Annotated in this window: 25 protein-coding genes and 1 pseudogene; 13 read left to right on the top strand and 13 right to left on the bottom strand. The window is 36.1% G+C overall.

The features are described from left to right. The first annotated feature begins 83 nt into the window (after positions 1-83). The 5 genes from rpl7ae to infB are packed head-to-tail and all read left to right on the top strand — an operon-like array spanning position 84 to position 3,151. The gene (gene rpl7ae, locus TZ01_RS01665; RefSeq protein WP_048101060.1) at positions 84-566 is read left to right on the top strand and encodes a 50S ribosomal protein L7Ae; all 483 of its coding nucleotides are present in this window, start codon (positions 84-86) and stop codon (positions 564-566) included. Between the two features lie 5 nt (positions 567-571). Further along, the gene (locus tag TZ01_RS01660) at positions 572-781 is read left to right on the top strand and encodes a 30S ribosomal protein S28e (RefSeq protein WP_048101059.1); all 210 of its coding nucleotides are present in this window, start codon (positions 572-574) and stop codon (positions 779-781) included. A gap of 5 nt (positions 782-786) precedes the next feature. Then, on the top strand, positions 787-984 hold the full coding sequence (locus TZ01_RS01655) for a 50S ribosomal protein L24e (protein WP_048101058.1): 198 nt from the start codon (positions 787-789) through the stop codon (positions 982-984). Beyond that, positions 981-1,406, top strand: a complete 426-nt coding sequence (gene ndk, locus TZ01_RS01650; protein ID WP_048101057.1) for a nucleoside-diphosphate kinase — start codon at positions 981-983, stop codon at positions 1,404-1,406. Before TZ01_RS01655 ends, ndk begins: the two co-directional genes overlap by 4 nt. A gap of 2 nt (positions 1,407-1,408) precedes the next feature. Continuing rightward, positions 1,409-3,151 (top strand): translation initiation factor IF-2, encoded by a 1,743-nt coding sequence (infB, locus tag TZ01_RS01645; protein ID WP_048101056.1) that lies wholly within the window; start codon positions 1,409-1,411, stop codon positions 3,149-3,151. 31 nt (positions 3,152-3,182) lie between these two features. Here infB and TZ01_RS01640 read toward each other — a convergent pair whose 3' ends face one another. The 7 genes from TZ01_RS01640 to TZ01_RS01610 all read right to left on the bottom strand — a co-directional run bounded on the left by TZ01_RS01640 (position 3,183) and on the right by TZ01_RS01610 (position 8,746). After that, complete coding sequence (locus TZ01_RS01640) at positions 3,183-4,097, bottom strand: hypothetical protein (protein ID WP_048101055.1); 915 nt, start codon at positions 4,095-4,097, stop codon at positions 3,183-3,185. A gap of 4 nt (positions 4,098-4,101) precedes the next feature. Then, on the bottom strand, positions 4,102-4,494 hold the full coding sequence (speD, locus tag TZ01_RS01635) for an adenosylmethionine decarboxylase (protein ID WP_048101054.1): 393 nt from the start codon (positions 4,492-4,494) through the stop codon (positions 4,102-4,104). A gap of 169 nt (positions 4,495-4,663) precedes the next feature. Continuing rightward, positions 4,664-5,434, bottom strand: a complete 771-nt coding sequence (locus tag TZ01_RS01630) for a transcriptional regulator (RefSeq protein WP_048101053.1) — start codon at positions 5,432-5,434, stop codon at positions 4,664-4,666. Positions 5,435-5,468: 34 nt separating this feature from the next. Further along, positions 5,469-6,089 carry a thiamine phosphate synthase gene (gene thiE, locus TZ01_RS01625; protein ID WP_048101052.1) on the bottom strand — a complete coding sequence of 207 codons (621 nt, stop codon included), beginning with the start codon at positions 6,087-6,089 and terminating at the stop codon, positions 5,469-5,471. After that, positions 6,089-7,120: an AIR synthase family protein gene (locus tag TZ01_RS01620; RefSeq protein ID WP_048101051.1), complete on the bottom strand. Its 1,032-nt coding sequence runs from the start codon at positions 7,118-7,120 to the stop codon at positions 6,089-6,091. The genes thiE and TZ01_RS01620 overlap by 1 nt, the downstream gene beginning before the upstream one ends. After that, positions 7,117-7,905, bottom strand: coding sequence for a bifunctional hydroxymethylpyrimidine kinase/phosphomethylpyrimidine kinase (thiD, locus tag TZ01_RS01615; RefSeq protein ID WP_048101050.1), 789 nt, complete (start codon positions 7,903-7,905; stop codon positions 7,117-7,119). Before thiD ends, TZ01_RS01620 begins: the two co-directional genes overlap by 4 nt. Positions 7,906-7,960: 55 nt before the next feature. Next, positions 7,961-8,746, bottom strand: coding sequence for an SDR family oxidoreductase (locus TZ01_RS01610; RefSeq protein ID WP_052656670.1), 786 nt, complete (start codon positions 8,744-8,746; stop codon positions 7,961-7,963). Between the two features lie 112 nt (positions 8,747-8,858). On the opposite strand from TZ01_RS01610, the gene TZ01_RS01605 reads away from it, so the two are divergent. From TZ01_RS01605 to TZ01_RS01585, 5 genes are all read left to right on the top strand, one after another. Next, positions 8,859-9,221 carry a cupin domain-containing protein gene (locus TZ01_RS01605; protein WP_048101048.1) on the top strand — a complete coding sequence of 121 codons (363 nt, stop codon included), beginning with the start codon at positions 8,859-8,861 and terminating at the stop codon, positions 9,219-9,221. Positions 9,222-9,298: 77 nt separating this feature from the next. Beyond that, entirely contained in the window at positions 9,299-10,540 is a 1,242-nt protein-coding gene (locus tag TZ01_RS01600; RefSeq protein WP_048101047.1) for an arginine deiminase family protein, read from the top strand. 133 nt (positions 10,541-10,673) lie between these two features. Then, positions 10,674-11,567 (top strand): 2-hydroxyacid dehydrogenase, encoded by an 894-nt coding sequence (locus TZ01_RS01595; RefSeq protein WP_052656669.1) that lies wholly within the window; start codon positions 10,674-10,676, stop codon positions 11,565-11,567. 115 nt (positions 11,568-11,682) lie between these two features. Continuing rightward, complete coding sequence (locus TZ01_RS01590; protein ID WP_048101046.1) at positions 11,683-13,365, top strand: AMP-binding protein; 1,683 nt, start codon at positions 11,683-11,685, stop codon at positions 13,363-13,365. 120 nt (positions 13,366-13,485) lie between these two features. After that, positions 13,486-14,874, top strand: coding sequence for an MFS transporter (locus TZ01_RS01585; RefSeq protein ID WP_197065840.1), 1,389 nt, complete (start codon positions 13,486-13,488; stop codon positions 14,872-14,874). A gap of 681 nt (positions 14,875-15,555) precedes the next feature. On the opposite strand, the gene TZ01_RS01580 is transcribed toward TZ01_RS01585, so the two are convergent. The 3 genes from TZ01_RS01580 to TZ01_RS01570 form a co-directional block, all read right to left on the bottom strand. Then, entirely contained in the window at positions 15,556-15,870 is a 315-nt protein-coding gene (locus tag TZ01_RS01580; RefSeq protein ID WP_048101045.1) for a PIN domain-containing protein, read from the bottom strand. Positions 15,871-16,212: 342 nt separating this feature from the next. After that, a complete protein-coding gene (locus TZ01_RS01575; RefSeq protein ID WP_048101044.1) occupies positions 16,213-17,628 on the bottom strand; it encodes an APC family permease in 1,416 nt (471 codons plus the stop codon). A 148-nt stretch (positions 17,629-17,776) separates the two neighbouring features. Continuing rightward, positions 17,777-18,295, bottom strand: coding sequence for a gamma carbonic anhydrase family protein (locus tag TZ01_RS01570; RefSeq protein ID WP_048101043.1), 519 nt, complete (start codon positions 18,293-18,295; stop codon positions 17,777-17,779). Positions 18,296-18,523: 228 nt separating this feature from the next. On the opposite strand from TZ01_RS01570, the gene TZ01_RS01565 reads away from it, so the two are divergent. After that, positions 18,524-19,918, top strand: coding sequence for an MFS transporter (locus TZ01_RS01565; protein WP_048101042.1), 1,395 nt, complete (start codon positions 18,524-18,526; stop codon positions 19,916-19,918). Here TZ01_RS01565 and TZ01_RS01560 read toward each other — a convergent pair. After that, positions 19,912-20,580 carry an HAD family hydrolase gene (locus TZ01_RS01560; protein WP_048101041.1) on the bottom strand — a complete coding sequence of 223 codons (669 nt, stop codon included), beginning with the start codon at positions 20,578-20,580 and terminating at the stop codon, positions 19,912-19,914. The two genes, TZ01_RS01565 and TZ01_RS01560, sit on opposite strands and share 7 nt — an antisense overlap. Before the next feature lie 440 nt (positions 20,581-21,020). On the opposite strand from TZ01_RS01560, the gene ppsA reads away from it, so the two are divergent. Continuing rightward, positions 21,021-23,384, top strand: a complete 2,364-nt coding sequence (gene ppsA / locus TZ01_RS01555) for a phosphoenolpyruvate synthase (RefSeq protein ID WP_048101040.1) — start codon at positions 21,021-21,023, stop codon at positions 23,382-23,384. Here ppsA and TZ01_RS01550 read toward each other — a convergent pair. Beyond that, complete coding sequence (locus TZ01_RS01550; RefSeq protein WP_048101039.1) at positions 23,379-24,164, bottom strand: hypothetical protein; 786 nt, start codon at positions 24,162-24,164, stop codon at positions 23,379-23,381. The two genes, ppsA and TZ01_RS01550, sit on opposite strands and share 6 nt — an antisense overlap. 255 nt (positions 24,165-24,419) lie before the next feature. Continuing rightward, positions 24,420-24,839, bottom strand: a pseudogene (locus tag TZ01_RS01545) (transposase); the annotation flags it as partial. 207 nt (positions 24,840-25,046) lie between these two features. Between TZ01_RS01545 and TZ01_RS01540 the strand changes: the two are divergent. Beyond that, positions 25,047-26,219, top strand: coding sequence for an IS110 family transposase (locus TZ01_RS01540; protein ID WP_054964108.1), 1,173 nt, complete (start codon positions 25,047-25,049; stop codon positions 26,217-26,219). Positions 26,220-26,242 lie beyond the last annotated feature (23 nt).

Genomic DNA, 26,242 nt, shown 5'->3' with positions numbered 1-26,242 from the left:
AATTTAATAAAGGTGCAGTTTATGCACGGGCAATATTTATATTGGTGTTTATAATACGTTCTAAAAAATGAAGGAGGATTAGTATGGAAAACACATATGTAAAATTTGAAGCTCCCGAATCGCTGGAAAAAGAGTCTCTTGATTTTGTTGAAAATTCATACAGGTCAGGAAAGATTAAAAAGGGCACAAATGAGGTTGTAAAGGCAATAGAAAGGGGAGAGGCAAAGCTTGTTGTTATAGCCGAGGACGTTTCACCTGCTGATGTTGTATTTTATCTTCCAACATTATGCGAGGAAAGAAAGGTGCCATACACATATGTTAAAAAGAAGGCGGACCTTGGTGTAAAGGTCGGCATAGCCTCAGCCGCATCCGTAGCAGTTGTGGATTACGGGAAAAACGAGGAGGCATATAAAACCTTGATTTCCGATATAAACAATGCCAGGGAGGGCAAGAAGGAGGATAAGAAGGAAGCAGAGGAGAAGCCCGAGGCAAAGGAAGAGAAGAAGGAAAAGAAATCAGAAAAAAAGCCCAAAGAGGCAAAAGAATCTGAAAATAAGGAAGAGTGATCAGCATGGATGATGATGCTACACCAGCAGAGGTTGTTGAAATTATGGGCAGAACCGGAATGACCGGGGAGGCCACAACCGTAAAGGTCAGGGTTCTTTCTGGCAAGGATCAGGGAAGAATCATAGCAAGAAATGTGCTTGGCCCGGTGGCGGTTGGTGATATACTCATGCTGAGGGAAACTGCAAGGGAGGCCAGAAGGCTATCAATTAGGTGATTTTAATGGAAAATCGAAAATGTACTTTTTGCGGTGCTGATATAGAACCTGCAGCAGGCATGATATACGTGAGAAAGGATGGTGCCATACTTAACTTTTGTTCCAAGAAATGCAAGGTAAACATGATAGATTTAAAGAGGGCTGCAAGGAACACAAAATGGACAAATGAGTATCATAGAATTAAAGAGATGAGAAAGGCATGAGCGTGGAACGCACACTGATACTTATAAAGCCAGATGGCGTATCCCGCCACATAATAGGCCGGATAATATCGAGATTTGAGGATAAAGGCCTCAGGCTGCTGGCAATGAAGTTTATGACAGTTACCAAACAGCAGGCAGAGATGCACTACAGTGTGCACAGCCTGAAACCATTCTTTTCAGACCTGGTCTCATACCTTACCTCAGGGCCAATAGTTGCAATGATTTGGGAGGGCGATAATGCAATAGTTTCATGCAGGAATATATGCGGTGCAACTGATGGTTCCAAGGCAGCTCCAGGCACAATACGCGGGGACTTTTCACTCAACATAGAGGAAAATATAGTGCATGCTTCAGATTCAAAGGAATCATATGAACATGAGTACCCAATATTCTTTAATGAAAATGAAATTGTGGTAAAATAGAGATGGAAACTGCAAAAAATAATTTGAGGGAGCCAATTGTATGCGTGCTTGGTCATGTTGACCATGGCAAAACAACGTTGTTAGATGATATTAGGGGCACAACTGTTGCAAAGAAGGAAAGCGGTGGCATAACCCAGAAGATAGGTGCAACAGATATAAATAAAAATCTTCTTGAAAAGATAGTAAAGAATACATTCAGGAACGTTTCAATAAAAATACCCGGACTTTTATTTATAGATACACCGGGGCATGTCGCATTCTCAAATATGAGGGCAAGGGGAGGCGCACTTGCGGATATAGCCATTCTTGTCATAGATATAAACGAGGGGTTAATGCCCCAGACCATAGAATCCATAGATATACTTAAAAAATTTAAAACACCATTTATTATAGCAGCAAATAAAATAGATTTAATACCCTATTTTATTTCTGCAAAAAACAAATCATTTTATGAGGTATTTAAAATACAGAGGCCGGAATACAGGGAAGAACTTGATAAGCGCATTTACAATATTATAAACCAGCTTTATGTCCATGGAATCTCCTCAGATCGCTATGATAGAATATCAGATTTTACAAAAACATTTGCCATTGTGCCGGTCAGCGCAAAATTAAATATAGGAATAGCGGATATATTAATGGTTTTAACCGGTCTGGCACAGAAATTCCTTGAAAATGAAATTAAATTTAGTGATGAATCAACGCGTGGCACTGTTATAGAGGTTAAAAAGGAGGGTTCCCTTGGAACAACACTTGACACAATATTATATCAGGGTACACTTGCTCGTGGTGATACCATTGCACTGAACACTGCAAACGGGCCGCAGACAACAAAGGTGAAGGCCATTCTTGTAAATTCCAGTAATAAGGGTATTATGGAAAAGGACAAGGTTTCCGCGGCTGCAGGAATCAGGATACTTATTACAGATAAGCTGGATGTTACACCGGGCACGTCAATAATAAAAATTCTGGATAACCCGGAACAGGCCTTTGAGGAGCTCACCAGGGAATCAAAGCCAAATATAAATGTATCAGAAAATGGTGTTACAATAAAGGCCGAGGCTCTTGGATCGCTTGAGGCCATCGCATACGAGCTTGATCAGAACAACATAAAGATAAGGGAGGCATCAATAGGGGACATCACAAAAAAGGATATTATAAACGTATCAACGTTGAATGACCCGCTTGAAAGGATAATCATAGGCTTTAATGTCGGTATATCACCGGATGGAAGGGAGGCAATGGAATCATCTGATATTAAGGTAATAACAGGAGATGTCATATACTCATTAATTGAGGAGGCCAGCAAATGGCTTTCAGACAAAAAACATGAGCTGGAGGAGGAGAAAAAGAATGCCAGACCTGTACCATCGAAGTTTATCATTATGCCGGATTACATTTTTAGGGCTGCAAAGCCTGTAATTGTTGGTATTAGGGTTCTATCTGGCCGTGTTAAGGTTGGAGATAAATTAATAACTGAAAATAATAAGTATGCAGGCACAATAAAAAGCCTCAGGGATGGCGATGTTAACAGGCAGTTTGCGGACGCCGGCATGGAGGTTTCATGCGCAATAGACGGCGTTATACTTAACAGGCACATTTTTCCGGATAGGCCAATTTACGTTGACATACCCGAGAGTGTTGCAAAGGAGTTAAAAAATCAGGAACTTTCAGATGATATAAAGGAAACACTTGATGAGATAATAAAAATTAAGCGCAGGGAAAATCAGTTCTGGGGATTTTAGAAAGGGCATTTAAAAAAATTTTATCCATAAATTATCTGGCAAATACAGTAATTATCAGGAAGATTATGCTTATTATAAGCATTAAAATTATTGAAAAATAGCTATTCTTAAGCGTTAATTCAGATGTAAATGCGGCAAGTGCAAAAACAAGTGTGTTTTTATAAACAGTACTGCCGGTAATCAATCCTGTTGATTCACCCACGCGGTGCCTGTGCAAGCTTATGCCAACCATTGTTATTTCAGGTATTGACCCAAAGACACCAAGAAGAATAAATGATGCAAAAAAGCTGGTAATGTTAAAAATGTTTGAAATCACAATTGCGCTGCTTATCATGGCATAGGATCCTAGAACAATTACAAGTAACGATATTAATCCGTATATGTATGGATAATCCTCAAATTCTGGTGCCGTATTTGTTTTTACATTTTTTCTGTTTATAATATAAAAATAGATAATGAATATTATCATGGGAATAATGCCAATGTATGCAGGTATATCCTCATATATGAATGAGAATGCAAGGATAATTATTGATGATGCAAGTATAAATACTGCATCGAGGCGGTAGGTTTTCAAGGTTTTCATATAATAAAATGGTATAATAATGAAAAATGCAAGCATAACAAGTGTATTTGATCCCTGGATTGACCCAAAGCTGATTTCCCCATGACCCTCAAGGGCGGCCATGAGGGACATGACAATCTCATCAAAAACGGATGCAATGCCCAGAATTAAAATTCCCACAGTTTTTCCGGAGAATTCCAATTTTTTGCCAATTTTGGCGGCAACATCGGTAAATATATCGCTTGAAAGGTATATGCCGGTTATGGAAATTAATATGGCAAAAATTATGACAAATTTAAACCTAATATCTATTCTGTAAAATAAAACAAGGATATCATAAATTAACAGGGAAAAAAGGTATATAATTATGGATTTTTTCAATTAATCACAGCATTAGTGATGGATCCGTTATTGTAACATTGTCATCTACTTTATTTCCCCTCTCAAGTTTCTTATATTCTATGCTGGTGGGTTTAAGCACATTTAAAAGATAATTGAATGCCTTATCTGCATTACTCCGATCACCACACGTGTATATATCAAGGGTAACAAGCCCGTATTCAGGCCATGTATGAAATGAGAGATGGGATTCAGCCAGAAGCGCTATTCCACTGGCCCCCATGGGCCTGAACTGATAGTACTGTGATGAGATTTTTGTCAAATTCCCCTCTTTTATGGCATTTTCCATAAGTGGAGAAATGCTGTCAGCGCTAGATATTAACCCTGCATCTACACCGTATAAATCCGCAATTATGTGCACCCCTACTACCACTTTCATCGTCCTCCATAAATTTTTTCACCTCAACAAGAGAGTTAATATTAACCTTATATTTAAATATTTTTTAAAATGGAAAATTTTTATTTTTATTCTTAGGCAATTATAATTATAGAAAGGACTAGGTCAAAATATAAATAATTAATTTAATATATTTTTATTTTTATATTTATTAAACATGTATATAATTTATTTCTATTTCAGGATTTTTTGCCTGCAACTCCCTTATATCATTTATGGTGAAATGGAATAACCTGTCAGATATTAATATTAAAGTGCTGTAACCCCTTTTTGCGGCCTCAAAGCCTGCACCTATGGCATTGTATTCAAGGTTATTCTTAATTCCACCGTCCCTTAATACTGTGTATGCAAGTTCCCCCACGGACCCGGCAAGGTCATATTCCACAGAGGACACTTTTTGTAAAATAATTTTTTCATAATCGCACAGATTTTCTATCTTTTCAATATTTTTTAAAAGCATTATTGTTATCTTTGCCTTTTTAACATCTATTAACCCCTTAACCCCTGTAATCCCGGCACATTTTCCAGCATTGCTCCTCGTGCATGATACACCGTATGATCCTGTTTTAACATCCGGTGATGCATGAAGATAGCCATCCTGCATGTATAAATACACCTTCTGCCCGGGTATTATGTCCCTATCCGGAATTGCCTCCCAGATTAGTGAGGCATCTATATTTATAAGGCTGCTGTGAACAAAATCCTCTATTGTATTCAGGCCATTGTAAAGAAAGTCAAAACCCTCCTTGGTAATTTTATTGTCACTTCCTATATAGCCCTTATCCCTTAGGATCTTCATGTGGTAAACAACACCCTGGAGTGTTATGCCAAGTTCCTTTGATATTTCTGATGGCCGGTACTTCCCATTTTTGACATTTAAAAGAACCATCAGCTGTGTGATCATGGCCTGCTCAATCTTCATTTATATGCACCCAAGAGGCAATATATAAATAATATTATAATTTATTGTATTCTTTTAATTTTTGTATGAACATAGTGGTGGCAGCTGCAGGGTCGTTTGATGAGTATATTGCAGAAACCACTGCCACGCCGGAAATTGAATACCTTAAAAGCGTATCAACGTTATCAAGTGTGATTCCGCCTATGGCAAAAACAGGAATTTTAATGTTTTTGGCATATTTAAGTATATTTATATCACACATTGTTGCATCCTTTTTTGTTGTGGTGTTAAAAAAGGATCCAAAGGCAACATAGCTTGCACCAAGCTTTTCGTATTTTAATGCAAGGTCAATGTCACCGTATGTTGATACCCCTATGATTTTATCCCTATATATTTCCTTTAAAAATTCAAATGGCACATCATCCTTGCCGATATGAACGCCATCAGCGTTAATAATCTCCATTAACACCGGGTCATCATCAACTATGAATGGAATGCCATAATCATCGGCAAGTTTTCTAAATTTATTCCCTGCATACATCCTGATTTTATAATTATTTGTTTTATCCCTGTACTGCAATACATTTGCACCGTTTTTAAGCGCTTTTTCTGTTATATCAAAAATTTTATCATTATAATAATCAGGAGTTACCAGATATAAACCCTTAATTTCCATTATCTTACCCCCATTTCCCTATATTTTTCAAGCGCTGTCCATATCTGATCGTCCTCCGGATTTATATCAATTTTTTTGCCCATGCAATCCATTTTAATGCCGGAGGATTTATCAAGAACCTCACCAATTATTGATGCATCTATGCCACCCTTATTTAACTGTGAAATCAGGTCATCGGCATATTCCGGCCTGACAGTTATAAGAAGTGTCCCCTCGCTTATTGTCCTTAATGGGTTAATATTAAAAATTTTACAGATTCTTTTAACAGAATTATATACTAAAATCTTATCAGCATTTATATAAATGCCGTTGCCTGAGGCCATGCCTATCTCATATGCCGCATTTAATATTCCACCCTCGGTGCAGTCATGCATTGATGTGACCCTATTATATATTCCAAAATTAATTGAAATGATCTCGGCATTGACGCATGTAAGTTTATAAAATAGATTATTTATTTCATTTATGGTGTTATCATCAAGTTTATTTTTTGAATATTCCGGAAATGCATAAAGAAGCATGCATGCTGTCTGCATGGCCGCACTGCCGGCAAGTATTATTTTGTCTCCAGGCCTGGCATTTTTTGTTGTAATGTATTTTTTGCCTATGGAAAAAAGTGTTGCACCGCCTATCATTGGATAATCTGTCCCTGAATATCTTGCTGTATGACCTGCTATAATGGATATTCCATATTTTTCGCATTCCCTGTTTATTACATCCCAGATAATTTTAAATTCTGAATCGGTCATCTTTAAGGGTAAATTAAGGTCTATGCTCATGTATCCTCCCCTCATGCCGGCGGTGTAAAGATCCGATAAAAGTATATGGAATGCAAACCATGCAGCCCTTTCAAGCCCAAAGTTTATATTAATGGATACGGGGTCTGTCGTCACCGCTATATAATTATCACCCGATTTTATAATGCCAACATCCACACCATTTTCAGGCCTAACCACTATGTCATCTGATTCTGAACCGAGTCTTGATATTATATTCTCATCAAAAAATTTTTTGGATATTTTTCCTGTCATTTTATCATCCAGAAATGGTTAAGCGGACCATAACCCTTTCCCATGGGAAATGAGTATTTTATCGCACCCTCTATATATTTTTTGGCCATGGATACAGAGTCATAAAGATTGTGGCCGCCTGCCAGATATGATGCTATGGATGCTGATAATGTATCACCGGTGCCGTGTGTATTCTTTGTTTCTATTCTTTTACCCTTAAAGCTGTAAAAATCATGGCCGTCATAGAGAATATCATCTGAGTAATATCCATTGTAATGGCCGCCCTTAATTAGTACATTGGTGCCTGTCTTCTCATAAATTGCCCTTGCGGCAGATTTTATATCCATTGCATTGTTTATTTTTTGACCTGATATGACCTCGGCCTCAGGTATGTTTGGCGTAATTAAATATGATATTTTCATAAGATTATTAACCATGGCATCTATTGCATCCTCCCTCAGCAGCCTGACATTGGTTTTTGAAACCATAACAGGGTCAACAACAATATTTTTTACGTCATACTGTTTAAATTTTTCAGAAACGGCGTTTATAATTTCTGATGAATAAAGCATGCCGGTTTTTGAGGCGTCTGTGCCAATATCATCAAGAATTTCATCCATCTCATCATTTATAAATGATACTGGCAGTTCATAAATTGATTTAACAGAAACACTGTTCTGTGCGGTTAGTGAAACAACAACGGCCGTGCCAAAAACCTTCATTGCGGTAAAAGTCTTTAAATCCGCCATAATGCCAGCCCCACCGCCTGAATCCGTGCTGGCCACGGTCATTACCCTTGGTATCATATGGATTTACATTAAAAAATAATATTTTAATATTATTAAAATTAAAATATGTTTATTAAATTGATTTCACCGCCCCGCCATCTATCTGTATGTTTGTTCCAGTTATGTACGATGCATCATCGGATAATAAAAACGCAACAAGATGGCCTATTTCCTCGGGATTACCAAAACGCCCTGCAGGTATCTGTTCAAGTATTGATTTCTCTGCATCAGCTTCATCAATATTTAAATCCCTTGCATTTTTCCTTATAATGTTTTTTAGCCTGTCAGTGTAAAAATATCCCTGTGAAATTGAATTAACTGTTATATTTTTTGGAGCCAGCTCTATTGATAATGTTTTTCCCAGTGCAACTATGCCTGACCTTAATGTGTTTGATATGGCAAAATTTTTTAGGGGATTCTTTGTTGTCATGGAGGTAACATAGATAATCCTGCCATTTTTTGATTTTATCATATCCTCAAGGGCCCATTTTGTGAGATTAATCGTTGACATTAACATCATGTTTATATTGTATTCCCAGTCATCATCAGAAAGATTTAAAAATTCATCCACCTTTGGGTCTCCATAGTTCATTACCAGAAAGTCTATGCTTCCATACCTTTCCCTTGAGGATTTTATAACATTTAATAAGTCATTTTTACTGGAAAGATCAGCCTTTATTATGTTAATCTCATTTCCGGTTTTATTAAGTATTTCGTTCTTTACCCTTAATAATTTATCAGTGTTTCTTGAAAATGTGGTTATATTTGCACCATATGATGCAAGAACCGATACAATACCGGCACCTATGCCGCTGCTCCCAGCACATACTATACCATTTTTGTTTTTTAAAGATATCATGATGTTTAATGTTATAAGGTGTATTAATAATTTTATTTAGTCCAAAAATTGGTAAATAAATGAAAAAGTTTTTCTCATAAAGTTTTTATAATGATATGGTTTACAATTAATAATGACTGAATTAACAAAATTTACATGGGATGGTGTTAAAAAGGAAAACCTTACCGACCTATTATCAAGGCAGATGATTTACGGCGATAAAGTAATGATAGCCCGGCTTGAGATAAAAAAGGGTGCTGTTGTGCCTGAACACAGCCATGAAAATGAGCAGATGACATGGATTATGAAGGGTGCATTAAAATTCAGGATAAATGGCTCTGAAATTACCGTCGGAGAGGGTGAAATTTTAAGAATACCTTCAAATGTTAAGCACGAGGCAGTCGCCATTGAGGACACACTTGATATTGATATATTTTCACCGATAAGAACAGACTGGATAACAGGGGATGATGCATACCTGAGAAATAAAAAATAATCCATATTTAAAATAAAAGATTATTAAATATTATTTTTCATACCAAAATTTTAATAGACAATATATTATTTTAGCACATGAAAATAGACAGGGAATGGGGACGTTTAAAAAATGTGGTTATGCACTCCCCGGGCAATGAGGTAACATATGCGCTTTTTGCCCCAAAACACTTTCTTTTTGAGAGGCCTTTTAAATATTCAATGGCTGTAAGAGAGCATGAGAATCTTGTTAATGTGCTCAGGGAAAATGGTGTCCATGTGGACATTTTAAAGGATATTGTAATTAAAAAATCAGAGGATGATAAGAATTTCAGGAAAAAACTGGAGGATATTGCACTGTCTAAAATAAACTTTTCAGGCAACCAGCGGGCCGCACTTGAAGCAAGGAATTATCTGGAAAAAAACATAGATCATATTGATTCAGAATCACTTTTTAACGCAATTTTAATGAAATTTTCAATTAATCTGGATAATTATATTAATTCCCTAAAGTATCCGACTGTCGATTCCAATCTTCCACTGGCCAATCTCTATTTTATGAGAGACCAGCAGGCAGTTTCCAGCGGCATATTGATGGGAAGAATGCGAATGCGCCAGAGGGATGCTGAACCTGAAATTATGGAGTTTATCTTTAAGGATATATACAATGAAAATGTAAATAAAATTAATGATGGTTTTTTCGAGGGTGGTGATTTTATCCCTGCCGGCGATTTTGCCCTCATAGGCACAGGGAATAGAACGGACATTACAGGTGCCATTGAGGCCATTGGGTCTGGCGTTATTGATTTCGATGAGATTATGATTGTCAGGAATCCTGCATATGAGTTCTCTGATGCCAGCAATGTCATGATAAACATGCACCTTGATACGTATTTCAACATTGCCGGTGATGGCCTTGCGATAACATCGGTGCACCTTGCAAAACTTGCACATGGAGATGTTTATGTAAAAACCGGGGATGGTTATAAAAAGGACCATGAAACAAATTTATATGATTACATAAAATCCAAGGAATTTAATGTTATAGACCTTGATGTTGGCGAGCAAATTGCATACTCATCAAATTTTTTAACACTGAATGACAGAAAAATAATTGCCGTGGATTCAAGAAAGGTTCTAAAAAAATTAATTGAAACAAATGCCCTTGACAGTTATACAAAAAATATTGCAATTCACGACATGGAGAATTCAGGGAGAATGTTTCCGGACAGCAAAAAGGTTTTTGATGCCGGCATAGATGTCATTAAAATAGATTTAAGCGAGATTACCGGCGGGTATGGCGGGGCGCACTGCATGACATGTTCACTGAACAGGGATTAACAAAACATTAATTATTGCATGATAATATCTGAATTTTCTATGGATTAAGCTATGTTTTCCTGCTTTAACCATAAAAACCCCAAAATATTTTCCTGCCTCAAAAACTTTTAAAACAATAATAAACTATGCAATAATGAAAATCTCGGTACAGGTTAACACCCCAATATTGGGTAATTCAATAAAAGAAAAAATGAATGAAATATGCAGAAAAATTACAGGATGCGAAACCGTTTCTGGATATTCTGATGATGCCGACATAGTGCTCTTCATAGGGCAGCCCAAACCATCAAAGAAAACAGTATTTATGCAGAGCCTATCTGCTGGTGTGAACCATGTGGATTTCTCATTAATACCAGAAAACATAAAGATGGCAAGCAATGCCGATGCATGGTCTGTGCCGGTATCAGAGCATGTTATGGCACTTTTGCTTGCATTTACCAGAAAAATCTGTCAGTCAAATACAGAGCTGCACAATGGCATTTATAAAAGGCTTGATGATAAATCATACATTGTTTTAAACGGCAAAACCCTGGGCATACTTGGATATGGTGGAATTGGAAGACATGTTGCAGGACTTGCAAATGCATTTGGCATGAAAATAATAGCATATACAAGAACCTATAAACCTGATGATATATCTGAGTTTAAGATGCCAGATGAATTAATGAAATTATCCGATTTTGTATTAATATCACTGCCTTTAAATAAATATACAAGGAATTTTGTTGATAAAAGTTTGCTTTCAAAGTTCAATGGCTATGCAATAATAAATGTCGGCAGGGCTGAAATAGTGAATCATAGTGACATGATTGATTTTTTAAATAATAGCAGCGCATATTATCTCACTGATGTCTGGTGGGATGAACCAAAAATAAATGAAAAAATACCTGATAATGTGATCATAACACCGCATATAGGTGGCATGTCAGATAACATTGAACAGCAGTTTATTTATGCCTGCAAGAATATAAAAAACTTCCTTAATGGAAGTCCAAAAAACATTGTAAGAAGAGATGACTATATTTAATAAATATTTATTTTTAATATTTTATTCATGAATAACCCTATAAAGACATTTATTTTATAATGAAGAAAAATGAATATATAAAAAACTTTTTATTTAACCATATATATTCTTTTTTATGAACATTACTGAATTGTATGAAAAAGTTAAAAAAAATTATGATGAAAGGTATAGGATTCTTGAGGATTTAAGAAATATGAAACCGCCAGAACCATTCAACTGGGTTCAAGAAATTTTTGAAAAATTTTATGGTTCTGATAAAAATGCAGTGATATACTACAATATGGAAAATGAAATAGAAATTAAGGTTTCATATAACCGGTTGATTTCAAATTATAATAAATTAATTAATTTATTAAGGAAACATGGCATAAAAAAATCTGCTGTAATTTACTTAATGTCACCAGCATTAACAGAGCAGTGGTACATAATGCTGGCCGCCCTTAAGGCTGGATACACATTAATTCCACTGGCCCCAAATCTTACAGAATTTGAGCTAAAATTCAGGTTCTCAAGCATAGTACCTGATGTAATAATTGCCGATTCAGAGAATATGAAAAAGATATCAAGGTCATTGAAAAATAGGCCATTGAAGATATCAATAGGAAACTATGATGATGCCATTAACATTAAGGAGATAAATAATGAAAATAACACAGCTGAAGGCGAGAAATTATTCATTAATGATGTCTTTATAAAATACTTCACATCGGGAACGACCGGAATGCCAAAAACTGTGAACCACAGCGCAGTGCTTTATCCAATAGGACAATTATCAACAGCCACCGCAATAGGCATCAGGGAGAATTACATACATGTTAATTTAAGCTCACCGGGATGGGCAAAATTTTCATGGAGTTCTGTTTTTTCCCCACTGACAGCTGGTGCCACAGTGTTATCAATAGATTATTCCGGTAAGCTGAATGTTAGAAAATACCTTGAGGTGCTGGGTTCATACCATGTTAATTCCTTCTGTGCCCCGCCAACGGCCTGGAGGCAGTTTATCTCTGCAAATCTTGACGGAATTGAACTTAAGGATTTAAGGGAAACTGTAAGTGCCGGTGAACCTTTAAATGCCGAGATTATAAATAAATGGCGTGAGAAATTCGGAACAACAGTCAGGGATTATTACGGGCAGACAGAGAGCACTGCAATGGTTGCAAACCTCCCCGGAAAATCTGTAATTCCAGGATCAATGGGAAGGCCGCTGCCCACATACAATATTGTTTTGCTTGATGAAGAAATGAACGAAATTAACAAAAGCTTCGAGCCCGGCCTCATGGCTGTAAAAAATTATAAAGGCACATACGGTTTATTTTTAGGATACTCTGATGATGAGAAAAACAGGGAGGTCTTCATAGGAAATTATTATCTTACCGGCGACAGGGCATACAGGGATGACGATGGGAACTTTTATTTTGTCAGCAGGTCAGATGATGTTATAAAATCATCAGACTACCGTATTGGACCATTTGAGGTGGAGAGTGCAATAATTGCCACCGGTATTGTTTTGGAATCCGCCGTTGTTGGAAGCCCTGATAGGCTTAAATACCAGAAGGTAAAGGCATTTATTGTATTAAAGGATGGGCATGAGAAGAATGAGGAGACTGCCAGAACCATATTTAATGGTGTTAAAAAGTTGCTGCCATCATATAAATTGCCGGAAATAATAGAGTTTGTTGATGACCTCCCAAAAACAATTAGCGGCAAAATCAGGAGGAATAATCTCAGGGAAATTGAAAAGGAAAAAAGGGAGAATAATATGATCGGCGAGTTTGAATATTTTATGAAAAAGTATTAGTATTTTTATATTTTATAAAAAGTAGTAGATTTCTTTTATTAATAATTATATTATATAAGTCTTTATGAATAAATTTAAATATTATATATAGTTTATATATGTTATATAGATGGTGTTTTTATGATAGAAGAAACCAAAAGGGAGAATGTAAACGTACAGAAAAAAAGCAATGTTCGGTGGATAATTCCAATAATGCTATTCATTGCAATAATGTTCAATTACGCTGACAGGGAAATATGGACAATAACAGCACCGGCATATGCCTTCGCCTTCGGCTGGACGAAGTCAATTTCCTCATACGGTGTTGCGGGAGCAGGAATATCAGAGTATTCATTAATTTTATTTGGCTGGTCACTTGCGTATGCACTCTTTAATTTTCCTGGGGGGTCAATTGTTGATAAGCTTGGCCTGAGGAAATCCATGGCCACATTTTATGCCATATGGTCTGTTTTTACGGTGCTGACAGCTGCAACCTTTAATTTTATTTCAATGCTGATTGTCAGGCTTTTTATGGGTGCAGGAGAAGGGCCTGTCTGGCCGGTAAACGCAAAAAGTGCGAAAACATGGACAAACAGGTATGATGAGTCAAAGGCATATACATGGGCTGGTGCAGGCCAGGCAGTTGGACCGGTTGTCGCAGCCACCATCGGCGTTGCTATATACGCATTATTTGGATGGCCCGCACCTTTCATATTCTTTGGTGCACTTGGCATAGTATTTGCACTTATATGGTATTTTTATGTTAGGGATACACCGGCCGAGCATAAGGGCGTAAATCAGGCAGAGCTTGACTACATAAATGAGGGAAAAAATCAGGAGCAGGTCAATGAGAAGAAGGTTGGCCCAAAGGATGCATGGAGAAAAACACTTAGAATGGTTTTTACAACACAGGCAGGCATCGGCACACTTTTAATCTTCCTATCATTTGGATATATTTTATACACATTCCTATACTGGCTGCCAACACTGCTGTTCTCTACATTTGTTCATTCAGTAACCACCAGCGGAATATACACAGCAGCGGTTGATACTGCACTAATTGCGGGCTTCCTTGGATCCGGTCCTTTAAATGATGGGCTCCTAAAGAAATTTTCAAAGGTAAATGCCAGAAGAATAGGATCACTGCTTCCAATGAGCATAATGATTGTAATGATAGGCCTATCATACTTCACAGGAACAGCACACCTTTTAGTTCCAACAGTGCTTTTACTGGCGGCCGGCGCCGGGATGATGAACCTCACAGTTGGTTCATGGGCTGTTAATGCAATAGACCTTTCACCATCAGGTACCGCAGGCACTGTATATGGCTTCTATAATGGCATGTTAAACCTTGTTGGTGCATTCAATTCAATAATAGAGGGTGTTCTATTTATAAAATATGGCGCTGTTGTGGGTTTCACTAGCTCAATAATATTCATGGCGGTATTCATAGGCGGATATGTTGGCCTAATAAGAAAGAAAACGTGGAAGAAAGCCATGGATTTAAGGGATAAGCTTTCTGCTGAATAAAATAATTTTTTTAATAATTTGAATTTTCTAACTTATTATTTATTTTATAATGAATAAATATTTATTCTAAATATATTTTTAAATAGAGATTTTATGGTAAATATAAAAAACCTTGAATATATCAGGAAATTTTATGAGTTGTGTACCATATTTTGTGTAAATATAAACCCTCTATTAATAATGAAATGATCATTAAATAACATGGAGAAATACCTCTTCTGAACCAAGGAGGTAATAAAATATGGAATATGACAATATAAACATATCGTATGTGGAGGATATAATAGAAAAGACAGTCAAAGAGAAACTATAAATAATATAATAAATAAAAATTTAAGAATAGAGGAATTCAAAAAAATAAATTTAAAACAAAGGCAAATAAAATATATCCATAGGCAAAAATTAATTTTAGGAAAGAATTTAAAAAATTCATGGATAATATTTATGATAAAATATAAGGTATACAATTTATAATATTCAATAATAAGGCTTACAATATTGATTATTGATTTAATAGATACAAATAAAAAATTTAATGGCATTTAAAATATACGATCCAGCAGTATAATTATTCAACGCTCATTAAATAACTATCTGAACTATTGTGGTTAAGACTCAACAAAATTTGGATATAAAATAATGAAAGGTGTAATTTGTTTTGAATGAATCTAAATGAATAACCTAATGCATTTTAAAATCTATTATGCTTTTTCTTTTTAATTTCTTTATTTTATCGAAATCGGAGTCTTCTGATATAATGATGTTTGCCTTTTGTGTTATTGCAGTTGCTGCATGAATTGAATCTCTTGGACTGGTTTTATACCGTTTCATGATATTCATTGAAAGTGCCAGCAAATCCTGATTTATATCAACTAAATTCAGTCCAGGCATATTCAAAAAAGCTTCACCGGCAGATATCGCATCTTCAAAATTTCTATTCTTTTTTATTATCCAGATGATCTCATCAAAGGTTAATTTGTTACCAAGATAATGCATTATGGTTATATAGATCAAATAATCATAAAAATAGCCATCATAGACATATTAACTATTAAAATCTGTATAATAATTCAATGAGTTACACTGGTTCTTAATAACTGGATGGCAACATATGCGTATCCAGATATCAATGGAAAATATGATATTTTAGTATTATAAAAAATACATAAATACAATGCTTCTCTGGAATAAAGAGATTATCTTGTAAGGTAATAAGGTCTTTAAACATAAATACAAGAAATGATGTTGAGGGTATATTTTTATAATAATTTTAAATTAAAGGAGGCCTGTAAATGAGGTTAATAATTATGCAGCATGCTATTTTTAAAAATATATTTTTTAATCAACATGTACTGTTGCAATTTCCTCCACATTTCTTGATTTTATTAATGCGTATATTATTCCGAGTATAATCCATACACCTGCAGCTATTGCATATATTGAATAGGGATAAGATGGAAGTGGTACAAATGAATAATATATTGCCAGTATTAGAAATACAGACCCTATTACAGGTATTATTATGTGCTGAATAATCTTCATTTTTATTTTATTGGCCCTAACGTATCTTATGAGTGCGAAATTATTGATCATATGTGTTAGTATTAGCATTAATCCTATCATTATGAAAGGATAGACACCGCCGTTAAACGGCCCGAAGATGAGACCATTTATAAGTGCAAAGAAGAACCCAAATACTGTGATTAAAATTATTATTCTATGAGGTGTTTTATATTTTGGATGCGTTACCGCAAAATACCTTTTTGGAAATATTATATTATCCCTTGCCATGCCATAGGATGTTCTTGACAGTGAGTTATTAATCGCCAGACCAAACATGAAATAGCTATTATATATTATGACTGCAAAGGCTATTTCTGCTATTATGCCAAGATATTTTTTATACACTATTAAACCGGGGTCAGGTGATGTTGCAAATGTGCCCATATTTGACACGCCCCAGCCAACAGTAAGGGCATATGTAACAAGTATAACAGAAAGATCGATTATCATGACGAGCACCAGCGCCATTGGTATGTTTTTCTTTGGCTCCTTTGTTTCCTCTGCTATTGCCACCACCGATCCTGATCCCGCAAGGGTGGTAAATCCTATTATAAATGCAAGGAATACAGGCTGTAGCTTGCCGCCAACAGGTGCCAGTGTAAAAACTGAGGCTGTGTTTGATGGCCCTGAAAGGAAAATTATTATAATGCTGGTTATGACTAGAAATAGCACCTCGATTAATCCGGCTATCCATGCATAGTTCAATGATGGCTTTATTCCAAGGTATTCTATTATAAATACAAAGAACATAAATGGAAGTATAAAAACTATCCAGAGATATGGTATTGATGAAATCTGCGGTGTCAGAAGATATATCAATGATGATGAACCCAGAAACGCAAAGGCAGGATATGCAAGCATTTCATTGCCAAGGAATAGCCAGCCCGTAAAAATGCCCCATCTTTTTCCAAGGCCGTTTGCGGCAAAGCCATAATATCCCGCGGCGCTTGAGATGTATTTTGAAAACTGGTAATTGGTGTTCACCAGAAGAAAGTAACCGGCCCATGCGAGTAAAATGACCAGGGGCGTTGCACCAAGTGCTATTGCGGCCGTCCCTGTAATAAGCAGGGCGATATCAGCTGCAGGGGCAACGTGTGACTGCGACTGAAATACGGCATGGATTAAGCCCACGGCATTTCTCTTCAGTCCATAATTTTTAACAGGTTCAACATCCTTATTATCATCAACCATAAATAGAAATATTAGATAGGTGTTACTTAATCATTTCTATCATAACATAAATATATTATCAATAATTTACGAGAATTAGAATTTTTATTTCATCTTTCTAAAATTATGGATAAAATATTTAAGTAAAAGGTATTTATTTGATCCCTAATTACATTTTATTCAGGTTGTTTTTATACCTCTCCGTGAACGTATTGTAATTTTTCTTATAGTCCGTCCATAACCTCTTGTAATCCTCGGATACCCTGCCTATAACCCTTGCCGGAATACCAACAGCTATGGATTCATCCGGTATTTTATCCTTGTTTTTAACAACAGCACCCTCGCCAACAGCAGCCCATGTGCCCACCTCTGCAAAATCAGAGACAGTAGAATTCATGCCTATTACAGCATAATCTCTTATTGTACCAGTATGTATAACCGATAAATGGCCAATGGTTACATGCTTTCCTATGTATGTTTTCTCACCAGGCCTTGCGTGAATCACACAGTTGTCCTCTACTGCAGAGTAATTATCTATCTCTATTGTGCCATAATCGCCCCTTAAAACAGCTCCCGGGCCAATCCATACATGATTGCCTATTATAACATTGCCTATGATTGTGGCATTTTCAAAAACATATGCGGTATCACTTATCTTTGGTATTCTTCCCTCAAACCCATAAATCATAATGCCTTAACTGTGCTGAATATATAAACATAGCGCATTTTTAAATGTATGCATTATAAAATTTATAACCTTTTTTAATCCAGTATTTACACTGTACATAAATTATTATTATTTATTATTACAGCAATTTTTTTTAATATTAATTTTCATTTACCATAAATATATATATTTCCCATAGTAATGTAATAATCTATAAATTTATATATAGAAAAAACGATATAAACATTTATGGAAAAAAATGGTAATGAAATTGAAACAGATTTACTTCCGAGGCTTGACCGGCTTCCATGGAGTTCGTGGCACTGGAAGGTATGGTTCATACTTGCCGGTGGAATGTTCCTTGAGGGGCTTGTACTCTCAATAGGCGGTTCAACGCTGTCAACAGTCGAAAAATTATTTTCCCTAACATCCAGTGAGGCCGTGGCACTCACACCAATATTCCTTGTGGGTGAGATGCTTGGCGGAATCCTTCTTGGGGCCATGGCCGATATACGTGGAAGAAAGCAGTTATTTATAATCACCATGGCAATAATAGCATTTGGATCACTGCTATCAGCAGCATCAGTGGATTATATAATGCTGGCAGCATCAAGGGCCATTGCCGGCTTTGGTATAGGTGGTGAGCTTGGATCGGCAATTACAGCGCTTGAGGAGTTTTCACCGTCGAAAAACAGGGGTTTTTCAGTTGGAACAGGAAACGGTGTCATGTTTGATTTCGGCACATTTATTGCAGGATTTGTGTCATTTTTTGCCATTGCATACCTGCCATTGAGCTATGGCTGGAGGATAGCATTTTTAACCGCCGTGGTTCTTGCAGTTTTCATATTCATTGCAAGGCTTGATTTACCGGAATCAATAAGATATTTATTAAGGAAGGGCAAGGTTGACGAGGCGGAGCTTCTGGTTATTGGCATAGAGAAAAAAATAGAGGAGAAGAAGGGTAAATTATCCCCTGCAAATGGAACTGTAAAGGTTCCGGTTGACTATGGAAGACCGCAGGCATCAGAGGGCTTCAGTGTTATATTTAAAAAATACAAAAAGAGGATAGCATTATCATGGATACTTAACTTTACAGAAACATGGCCATATTACGCCGCATTTTCAATTATACCATTAATATTCACAAATATTTATTTCATAAAGTCAAAGGATACTGGATTAATATTAAGCGTGGTGTTGGGTGCCGGCGTTCTCGGCGTCTTTGTCTGGGCATACCTCCTTGATATTATAGGCAGAAGGCCGGTGATAATGCTCACATACATCCTTGCAGGCATAGTTGCAATTATACTTGGCGCCCTTGTGCACAGCATAGACTTCATTGCATTCATTGCAATTCTTTCAATCATGTACTTCTTTACATACGCTGCTGCGGCACTGCTTTATCCGCAGATAGGTGAAATGTTTCCAACAAGGGCAAGGGGTTCCGGTGTTGGAACCGCAATAGGATTCGGCAGGCTTGGTGGAATCATAGGGCCATTTGTCCTTCTGGCGCTCCTGTCACACGGGCTTTTTTACGTCTTTGTTTCAACCGGAATTGTGCTAATTATCGGTGGAATAGCGGAGGTTATTCTTGGGCCGGAGCTTAAAAAGGAGAGCCTTGAGAAGGCATCAAATGATTACTGATTTTTTAAAAATTCTATTATTTTATTTTTTTCCTCCAGTGAGTTTAATGATAAATCCGCATTTTTAAGTTCATCTATTTTATATATTCCTGTGGCGACAGCAATGGCCCTGGCCCCTGCATCCCTGGCAGCCTTTATGTCCAGCGGCGTATCACCAATTAAATAAACATTCATTAAATCGATTTTAATGCCAAGCCTTTTTAATGCATACAAAACCAGTTCTGATCTTATCATACTGTCACTTCCATAGCCCCCTGTGGAAAAATATTTGGATATCCCGGCCTTTTCAGCACGAAGTTCCGCAACGCCCTGTATGTTTCCTGTTAAAAGCCCAAGTGTGTATCCAAGGTCATAAAATTCTTTCAATGCAGTGTTTACACCATTTAATAATTTATAATCCTCTGGTTTTATATTATTTTTGACATATTCAAGCATTATTTTAAGTGCATCGTTTATATGAACTGATATTTTGGCATCATCAAGCCCTGCCCTTTCCAGCAGTCCGTATAATATGCCGGTATCTGTCATACCGTGCCTTGGAAATGAATAAATATCAGTTTCAACACCGTAAACCTTCCTGCAGGCATAATTAAAGGATTCCGTATGTGTCGGCGATTCCTCCATTAGCGTTCCATCAACATCAAATAAAAGGAGCTTTTTCATGGAGGCTTATTCATAATTATAATATATTAGTTATGTTTAAAATGGAAGAATGATAACCATTGTAATATATTTCATTCATAAAATATGGAATAAAACTACTACAAGGATTATTATTATTTTTATGTCCATAACCTAATGGGGAAATGCTAAATAACCGATGTTTAATTTTTTTAACCTAATTAAAACTTCAAAAATCGATAATAAACATAATAATTATATGTGTTATATTTAACATTTTTGTTTTATGTATATTAACATAAATACTTGCATAATTTAAATGGAAATCCAATTAAAAAAGGATTTTCCAGATAAAATGAAAATTTTTAAATATTAGGCATATTTATATTTCTTCGTTTATATAATATTTAATTATCGGCAATAATCGAAATATTTTGAATATAAGCAACATACTTTATATATAATGACAAAATAAATCGATGATGACAGATAAAAAAAGTGCCTTGGTTCTGTGGTTTAATGAGATAGATAAAAATGATGTTGGTATTGTGGGTGGAAAATCCGCAAACCTTGGTGAAATGGCAAGTACCGGAAAGATACCTGTGCCAAATGGTTTTTCAACAACGTCAAAAGCATATAATGATTTTATAAATTATAATAATTTAAAGGATAAGATACAGGGTATTATAGAGTCAACCAATGTCGATGATACTAATTCACTGAACGGTGCCAGCAAGGCCATTAAGGACCTTTTTTTAAAGGCAAAATTCCAGAAGGAATTTGAAAACCAGGTCAGGAAATACTATTCAAAGCTGATACAATCAGAGGGAAATGTGTTCGTTGCGGTAAGATCATCTGCAACATCAGAGGACCTTCCGGACGCAAGCTTTGCCGGGGAGCAGGAAACATACCTTAATGTAAAGGGTGATGATGAGGTCCTTGAGAAGATAAAGGAATGCTATGCCAGTTTATTTACGCCGCGTGCAATATACTACAGGCAGAAGAAGAATTTCTCACACTTCCAGATAGCACTCTCGGCAACAGTCCAGAGGCAGGTCTTCTCTGAGGAATCAGGTGTTATGTTCACACTTGATGTATCCAATGGCGATACATCAAAGATTGTTATAGAATCAAGCTATGGCCTTGGCGAGTATGTTGTTGGCGGCACGGTGACACCTGATACATTTTATGTTGACAAGGCAACAATGAAGATAGAAAAAAGAATGATATCGAATAAAAATAAGATGCTCAAGTGCCTTGAAACGGGTGGAACCGAGGAGCTTGTTGTCAGCTCTGATAAGGCCATGGAGCCGTCCCTTAATGATAGGGAAATCCTTGAGCTTGCCTCCTATGGAAAGGAAATAGAGGCACATTACAGCCACGCAATGGATATTGAGTGGGCCAAGGATTCAATTGATCATAAAATTTATATTGTCCAGGCCAGGCCTGAGACCGTATGGAGCAATAAAAAAACAGGTGATAATAAAATGGAGGTTAATGAGGAAAATGTTGAGAATGATGTTATATTGAAGGGTTTGCCAGCATCTCCCGGTAATGTTACCGGAACGGTCAAGGTTCTTTCATCACCGGATGAGATTTCCAAATTTAACAAGGGAGAAATTCTTGTCACTACAATGACAGCACCTGACTGGGTTCCTGTCATGGAAAAGGCCAAGGCAATTATTACAGATGAGGGTGGATTAACATGCCATGCAGCAATAGTTTCAAGGGAGCTTGGGGTTCCATGCATAGTCGGTACATCATCATTTGGAAAGAAGGCCACTGATATTTTGCATGATGGTGACGTTGTCACTGTTGACGCCTCAAACGGCGTCATATACTCTGGTAAATTTGCACAGGAGGAGGAAAAGGAAGAGGAGGAGGTAAAATACCAGGAGCCTGAGATAATAACAGGCACAAAGATCATGGTTAACATGGGAGAGCCATCACTTGCACCAAGAATAGCAAAGCTTCCTGTTGACGGTATAGGCCTCATGAGGGAGGAATTTATATGGACCGAAATAGGAGAGCACCCATTATCATTAATTAAGAACGGCCGTGGCGATTACTTTGTTAACAAACTTTCAGATGCCCTTGTGAAAGTATGCAGGGCGTTTGCACCAAGGCCTGTTGTGCTTAGATTCAGCGATTTCAAATCTGATGAGTACAAGAATTTAAAGGGTGGATCAGAATTTGAGCCGGTAGAGGACAATCCCCTTCTGGGATGGAGGGGCGCATCCAGGTACTACGATGAAAAATACATGGAGGCATTTAAATTAGAATTAAAGGCCGTAAAAAAGGCAAGGGATGAGAACCTGCTTAAAAACCTCTGGGTCATGATACCATTTACAAGAACCGTTGAGGAATTAAAAAAGGTTGTAAAGATAATGGAGGAAAACGGCCTTGAGAGAACCAAGGATTTCAAGCTCTTCCTTATGGCAGAGATTCCAAGCAATATAATACTGGCAGATAAATTCAATGAATATGTGGATGGATACTCCATAGGTTCAAATGATTTAACAATGCTAATGCTCGGTTCTGACAGGAACAACGGCAAGATGAGCTCAATGTTCGATGAGAGAGACCTTGCAATAAAAAGGGCAATTAAATACCTTATTAAAATTGCACACAGGGATGGAAAGATCGTATCAATATGCGGCCAGGCACCATCACAATACGATGAGATCGTCGATTTCCTTGTCAGGGCTGGCATAGATGATATTTCTGTTAATCCAGACACAGTTGTGCATGTGAGAAAACTTGTGGCTGCTGTTGAGAAGAGGGTGCAGGTTGAGGCAGCCCTTGGAGAGGTTTATAAGGATGATGACTGGGATCTTCCCTTATAAAAATATATTTTCCTGTTTTAATTTATAATTTTTCTTTAATATGTATGATGATGTTAATTTTTCAAAATTAATAATAACATAACCTGAATTAAAGAGCCTTTTAAGGATATCCCTGTATTGAAGCTTGATTTCAAGTGCCTTTTTTATGTCATAATTTTTTAATGATATAAAATCTGGAAATATTTTCAGGCCAATGGTTGATCCTAAATTATTTAAATTAAATGAGACAATAAACTGTGATGCATCAATAAAATTTATGTACTGCACATTATCATAGGACCTATCATAATCATCATTAATGTACCATTCGGCAACAAGCCTGTCCGTTGGGAGCCCTGCGTTGATACCGTCATGCATTTCACCGTAAAAATTATCAATGTAGGTCCTTGAAAATGCACCAAGTTTGTTAATATTAAAATAGGCGTTGAGGCTCATCATGGGGTCAAAGGTCCATGCAATGAGGTCATATCCATATTCCCTCGCAAGCTCCATCTGCTTTTTCTTGAGCATATAGCCAACACCAGAATACTTTTTGTCCGATATAACACCGGTCATATGTGAATATAAATATGTTTTTCCATGCCTGTAACCGGGATATGAAAAACTGATGCCAACAATCTCTGAATTATCATATGCGGCCAGTACAAAACCTCCATGATATGCCATTGAATGTATTGTATCCTTAAAGCCGTTTAATGCACTGTCAGTGTTCCATGCCGATTTAATGACATCCATAAATGCGGAGATTTCAGAAGAATCCTGAATTTTTTCTATTTCCATATGTTACTGCTGATGTTAAAACCGGATATAACTATTTCCAATAATATATGAATTTATTATATGGAAAAAAATGGTTTTATAAACATTATAGTTACTATGTGTAAATGATAATTTTATTGTTCGCCTACAGGGGCATCAAACATCCCAAAGCCGGAGTAGCAGAGAGAACTATTTATGGGGTCGGAGAAGACTGATTAAATTAAATATGGATGTTAATCTGGCTACCTTAAAGGTTGTGTACCATATTTTGTGTATTTATAAATAATACCTCCTATTGAACATCTCCTTAATTTCATCATGGCATTTATAGTATCCGTTCATCTTCCTGAATGCATGCCTGGAATTGAATTCTATTGATTTTAAATAGAATATTTTCATTGCAAAGTCCCCATCAGGGAATGATGATACTGTTTTTATCCTTCTTCTTATTTCCTCATTCATTCTTTCTATAATATTTGCTGATTTTAATAAATTCCTTATTCTTAATGGATAATCATAGAATCTTAATAATTCACCTAACTTTATTTCAGTATTATATATTATATTAGGATACTTATTCTCCCATTTATTCTTAAACTCATTGAATTTACCTATGGCCTCTTCCTTATTATTGCACCTAAACATTTTATTTGCATCATCCATTATTTCTATATCCTTTTCCTTTACCTTTGATTTTGGTTATGGATAGAAATCATGAAAAACCTTATTTAGCCTCAGCTATATGACGATATAGCTGTGAGAATCGGAGGCGGTTTTCTTTAAACTTGGCCTTCGAGGCCGCTGGATAGAATAGCCGCCCTTCGACTCGATTTCTTACCTTATTTAATAAGGTGAATAGGAGTTTGTCGAGTCTTCGATTCTAAATCTCACAGAATCACGGAGGTGATTGATATAGTAATAGGTTTGGATGTACATAAACATTCCGTATATGCTACGGTATTAAATGATAATGGAGAGCTCGTTATACAGAGGAACACGGAAAATAATATTTCTGTACTGGATAGTTTTTTAAATGATTATAAGGAACATGATATTGTAATAGAATCATCAACATCAGGGAAATATTTATCAAAGGCGTTAATGAAATTAAATTATAAAATACATTTAATAAATCCTGATAAAATATCAGCAATAGATGGTTTTAAGAAAACTGACAGGGAAGATTCATACAAACTTGCATACCTTTACAGGATCAATGCATTAAAGGAAATATACATACCATCAGAAGAAATAGAAAATATCAGGACTTTAGTGAGGTACAGGCATTCCCTTGGAGAGGAGATAACAGTAAAGAAGAATCAAATACATGCAATATTAGCATCATATGGAATAATAATTAAGGCAGCAGACCCATTCGGCAAAAAGGGATTAAGGGAAATCAGCAATAATTATAATAAATTGAATTCCTCCGATAGAATTGTATTGAGATCACTGCTAAGTGACATATCAGGCATAAAATCCAGGGAAAAGGAAATAGAAACAGAATTATCAAATATAGCTGTAAACAATAATAATATAAAATTATTGATGACAATTCCCGGAATCAATTATTACTCTGCATGTGGAATATACTCTGAAATAGGGGATATCTCAAGATTTAAGAACAAGGAAAGATTTGCATCATATACAGGTTTAATACCTAAAGAGTACTCTTCAGGAGAGAAGGTAGTAAAAGGGCATATAACAAAGCATGGGCCATCAATATTAAGGTTCTTCCTAACAGAAATATCACACATAATTATAAAATATACAAAGAAGTTCAGAACTAAATACCTAAGCATTGTAAGAAGATTAGGAAAGAAGAGGTCCATAATAGCAATAGCAAGGATATTAGCAGAGACAATATTTACCATGCTTAAAAATAATACAGGTTACATTGACTATGAAAGGAATAAAACAGATCTAAAAAATATTGATTATTCTTATTATGATAAATTGGAAAGCCTTGCAATAAGGAAAAGAAGGGCTATGGAATATACATTATTAAAAGGCAATAATGATATAAAGGGGGATTCAGCAAATTTAAAATACAATGGAGGCATAAAAGATTGTTAAGTAAAGGTTTTTCATAGGAGTTT

Origin of the sequence: Acidiplasma sp. MBA-1, from assembly GCF_000949015.1 — an archaeon.
GTDB classification, from domain to species: domain Archaea; phylum Thermoplasmatota; class Thermoplasmata; order Thermoplasmatales; family Thermoplasmataceae; genus Acidiplasma; species Acidiplasma aeolicum.
This window is presented reverse-complemented; position numbering and strand designations above follow the sequence as displayed.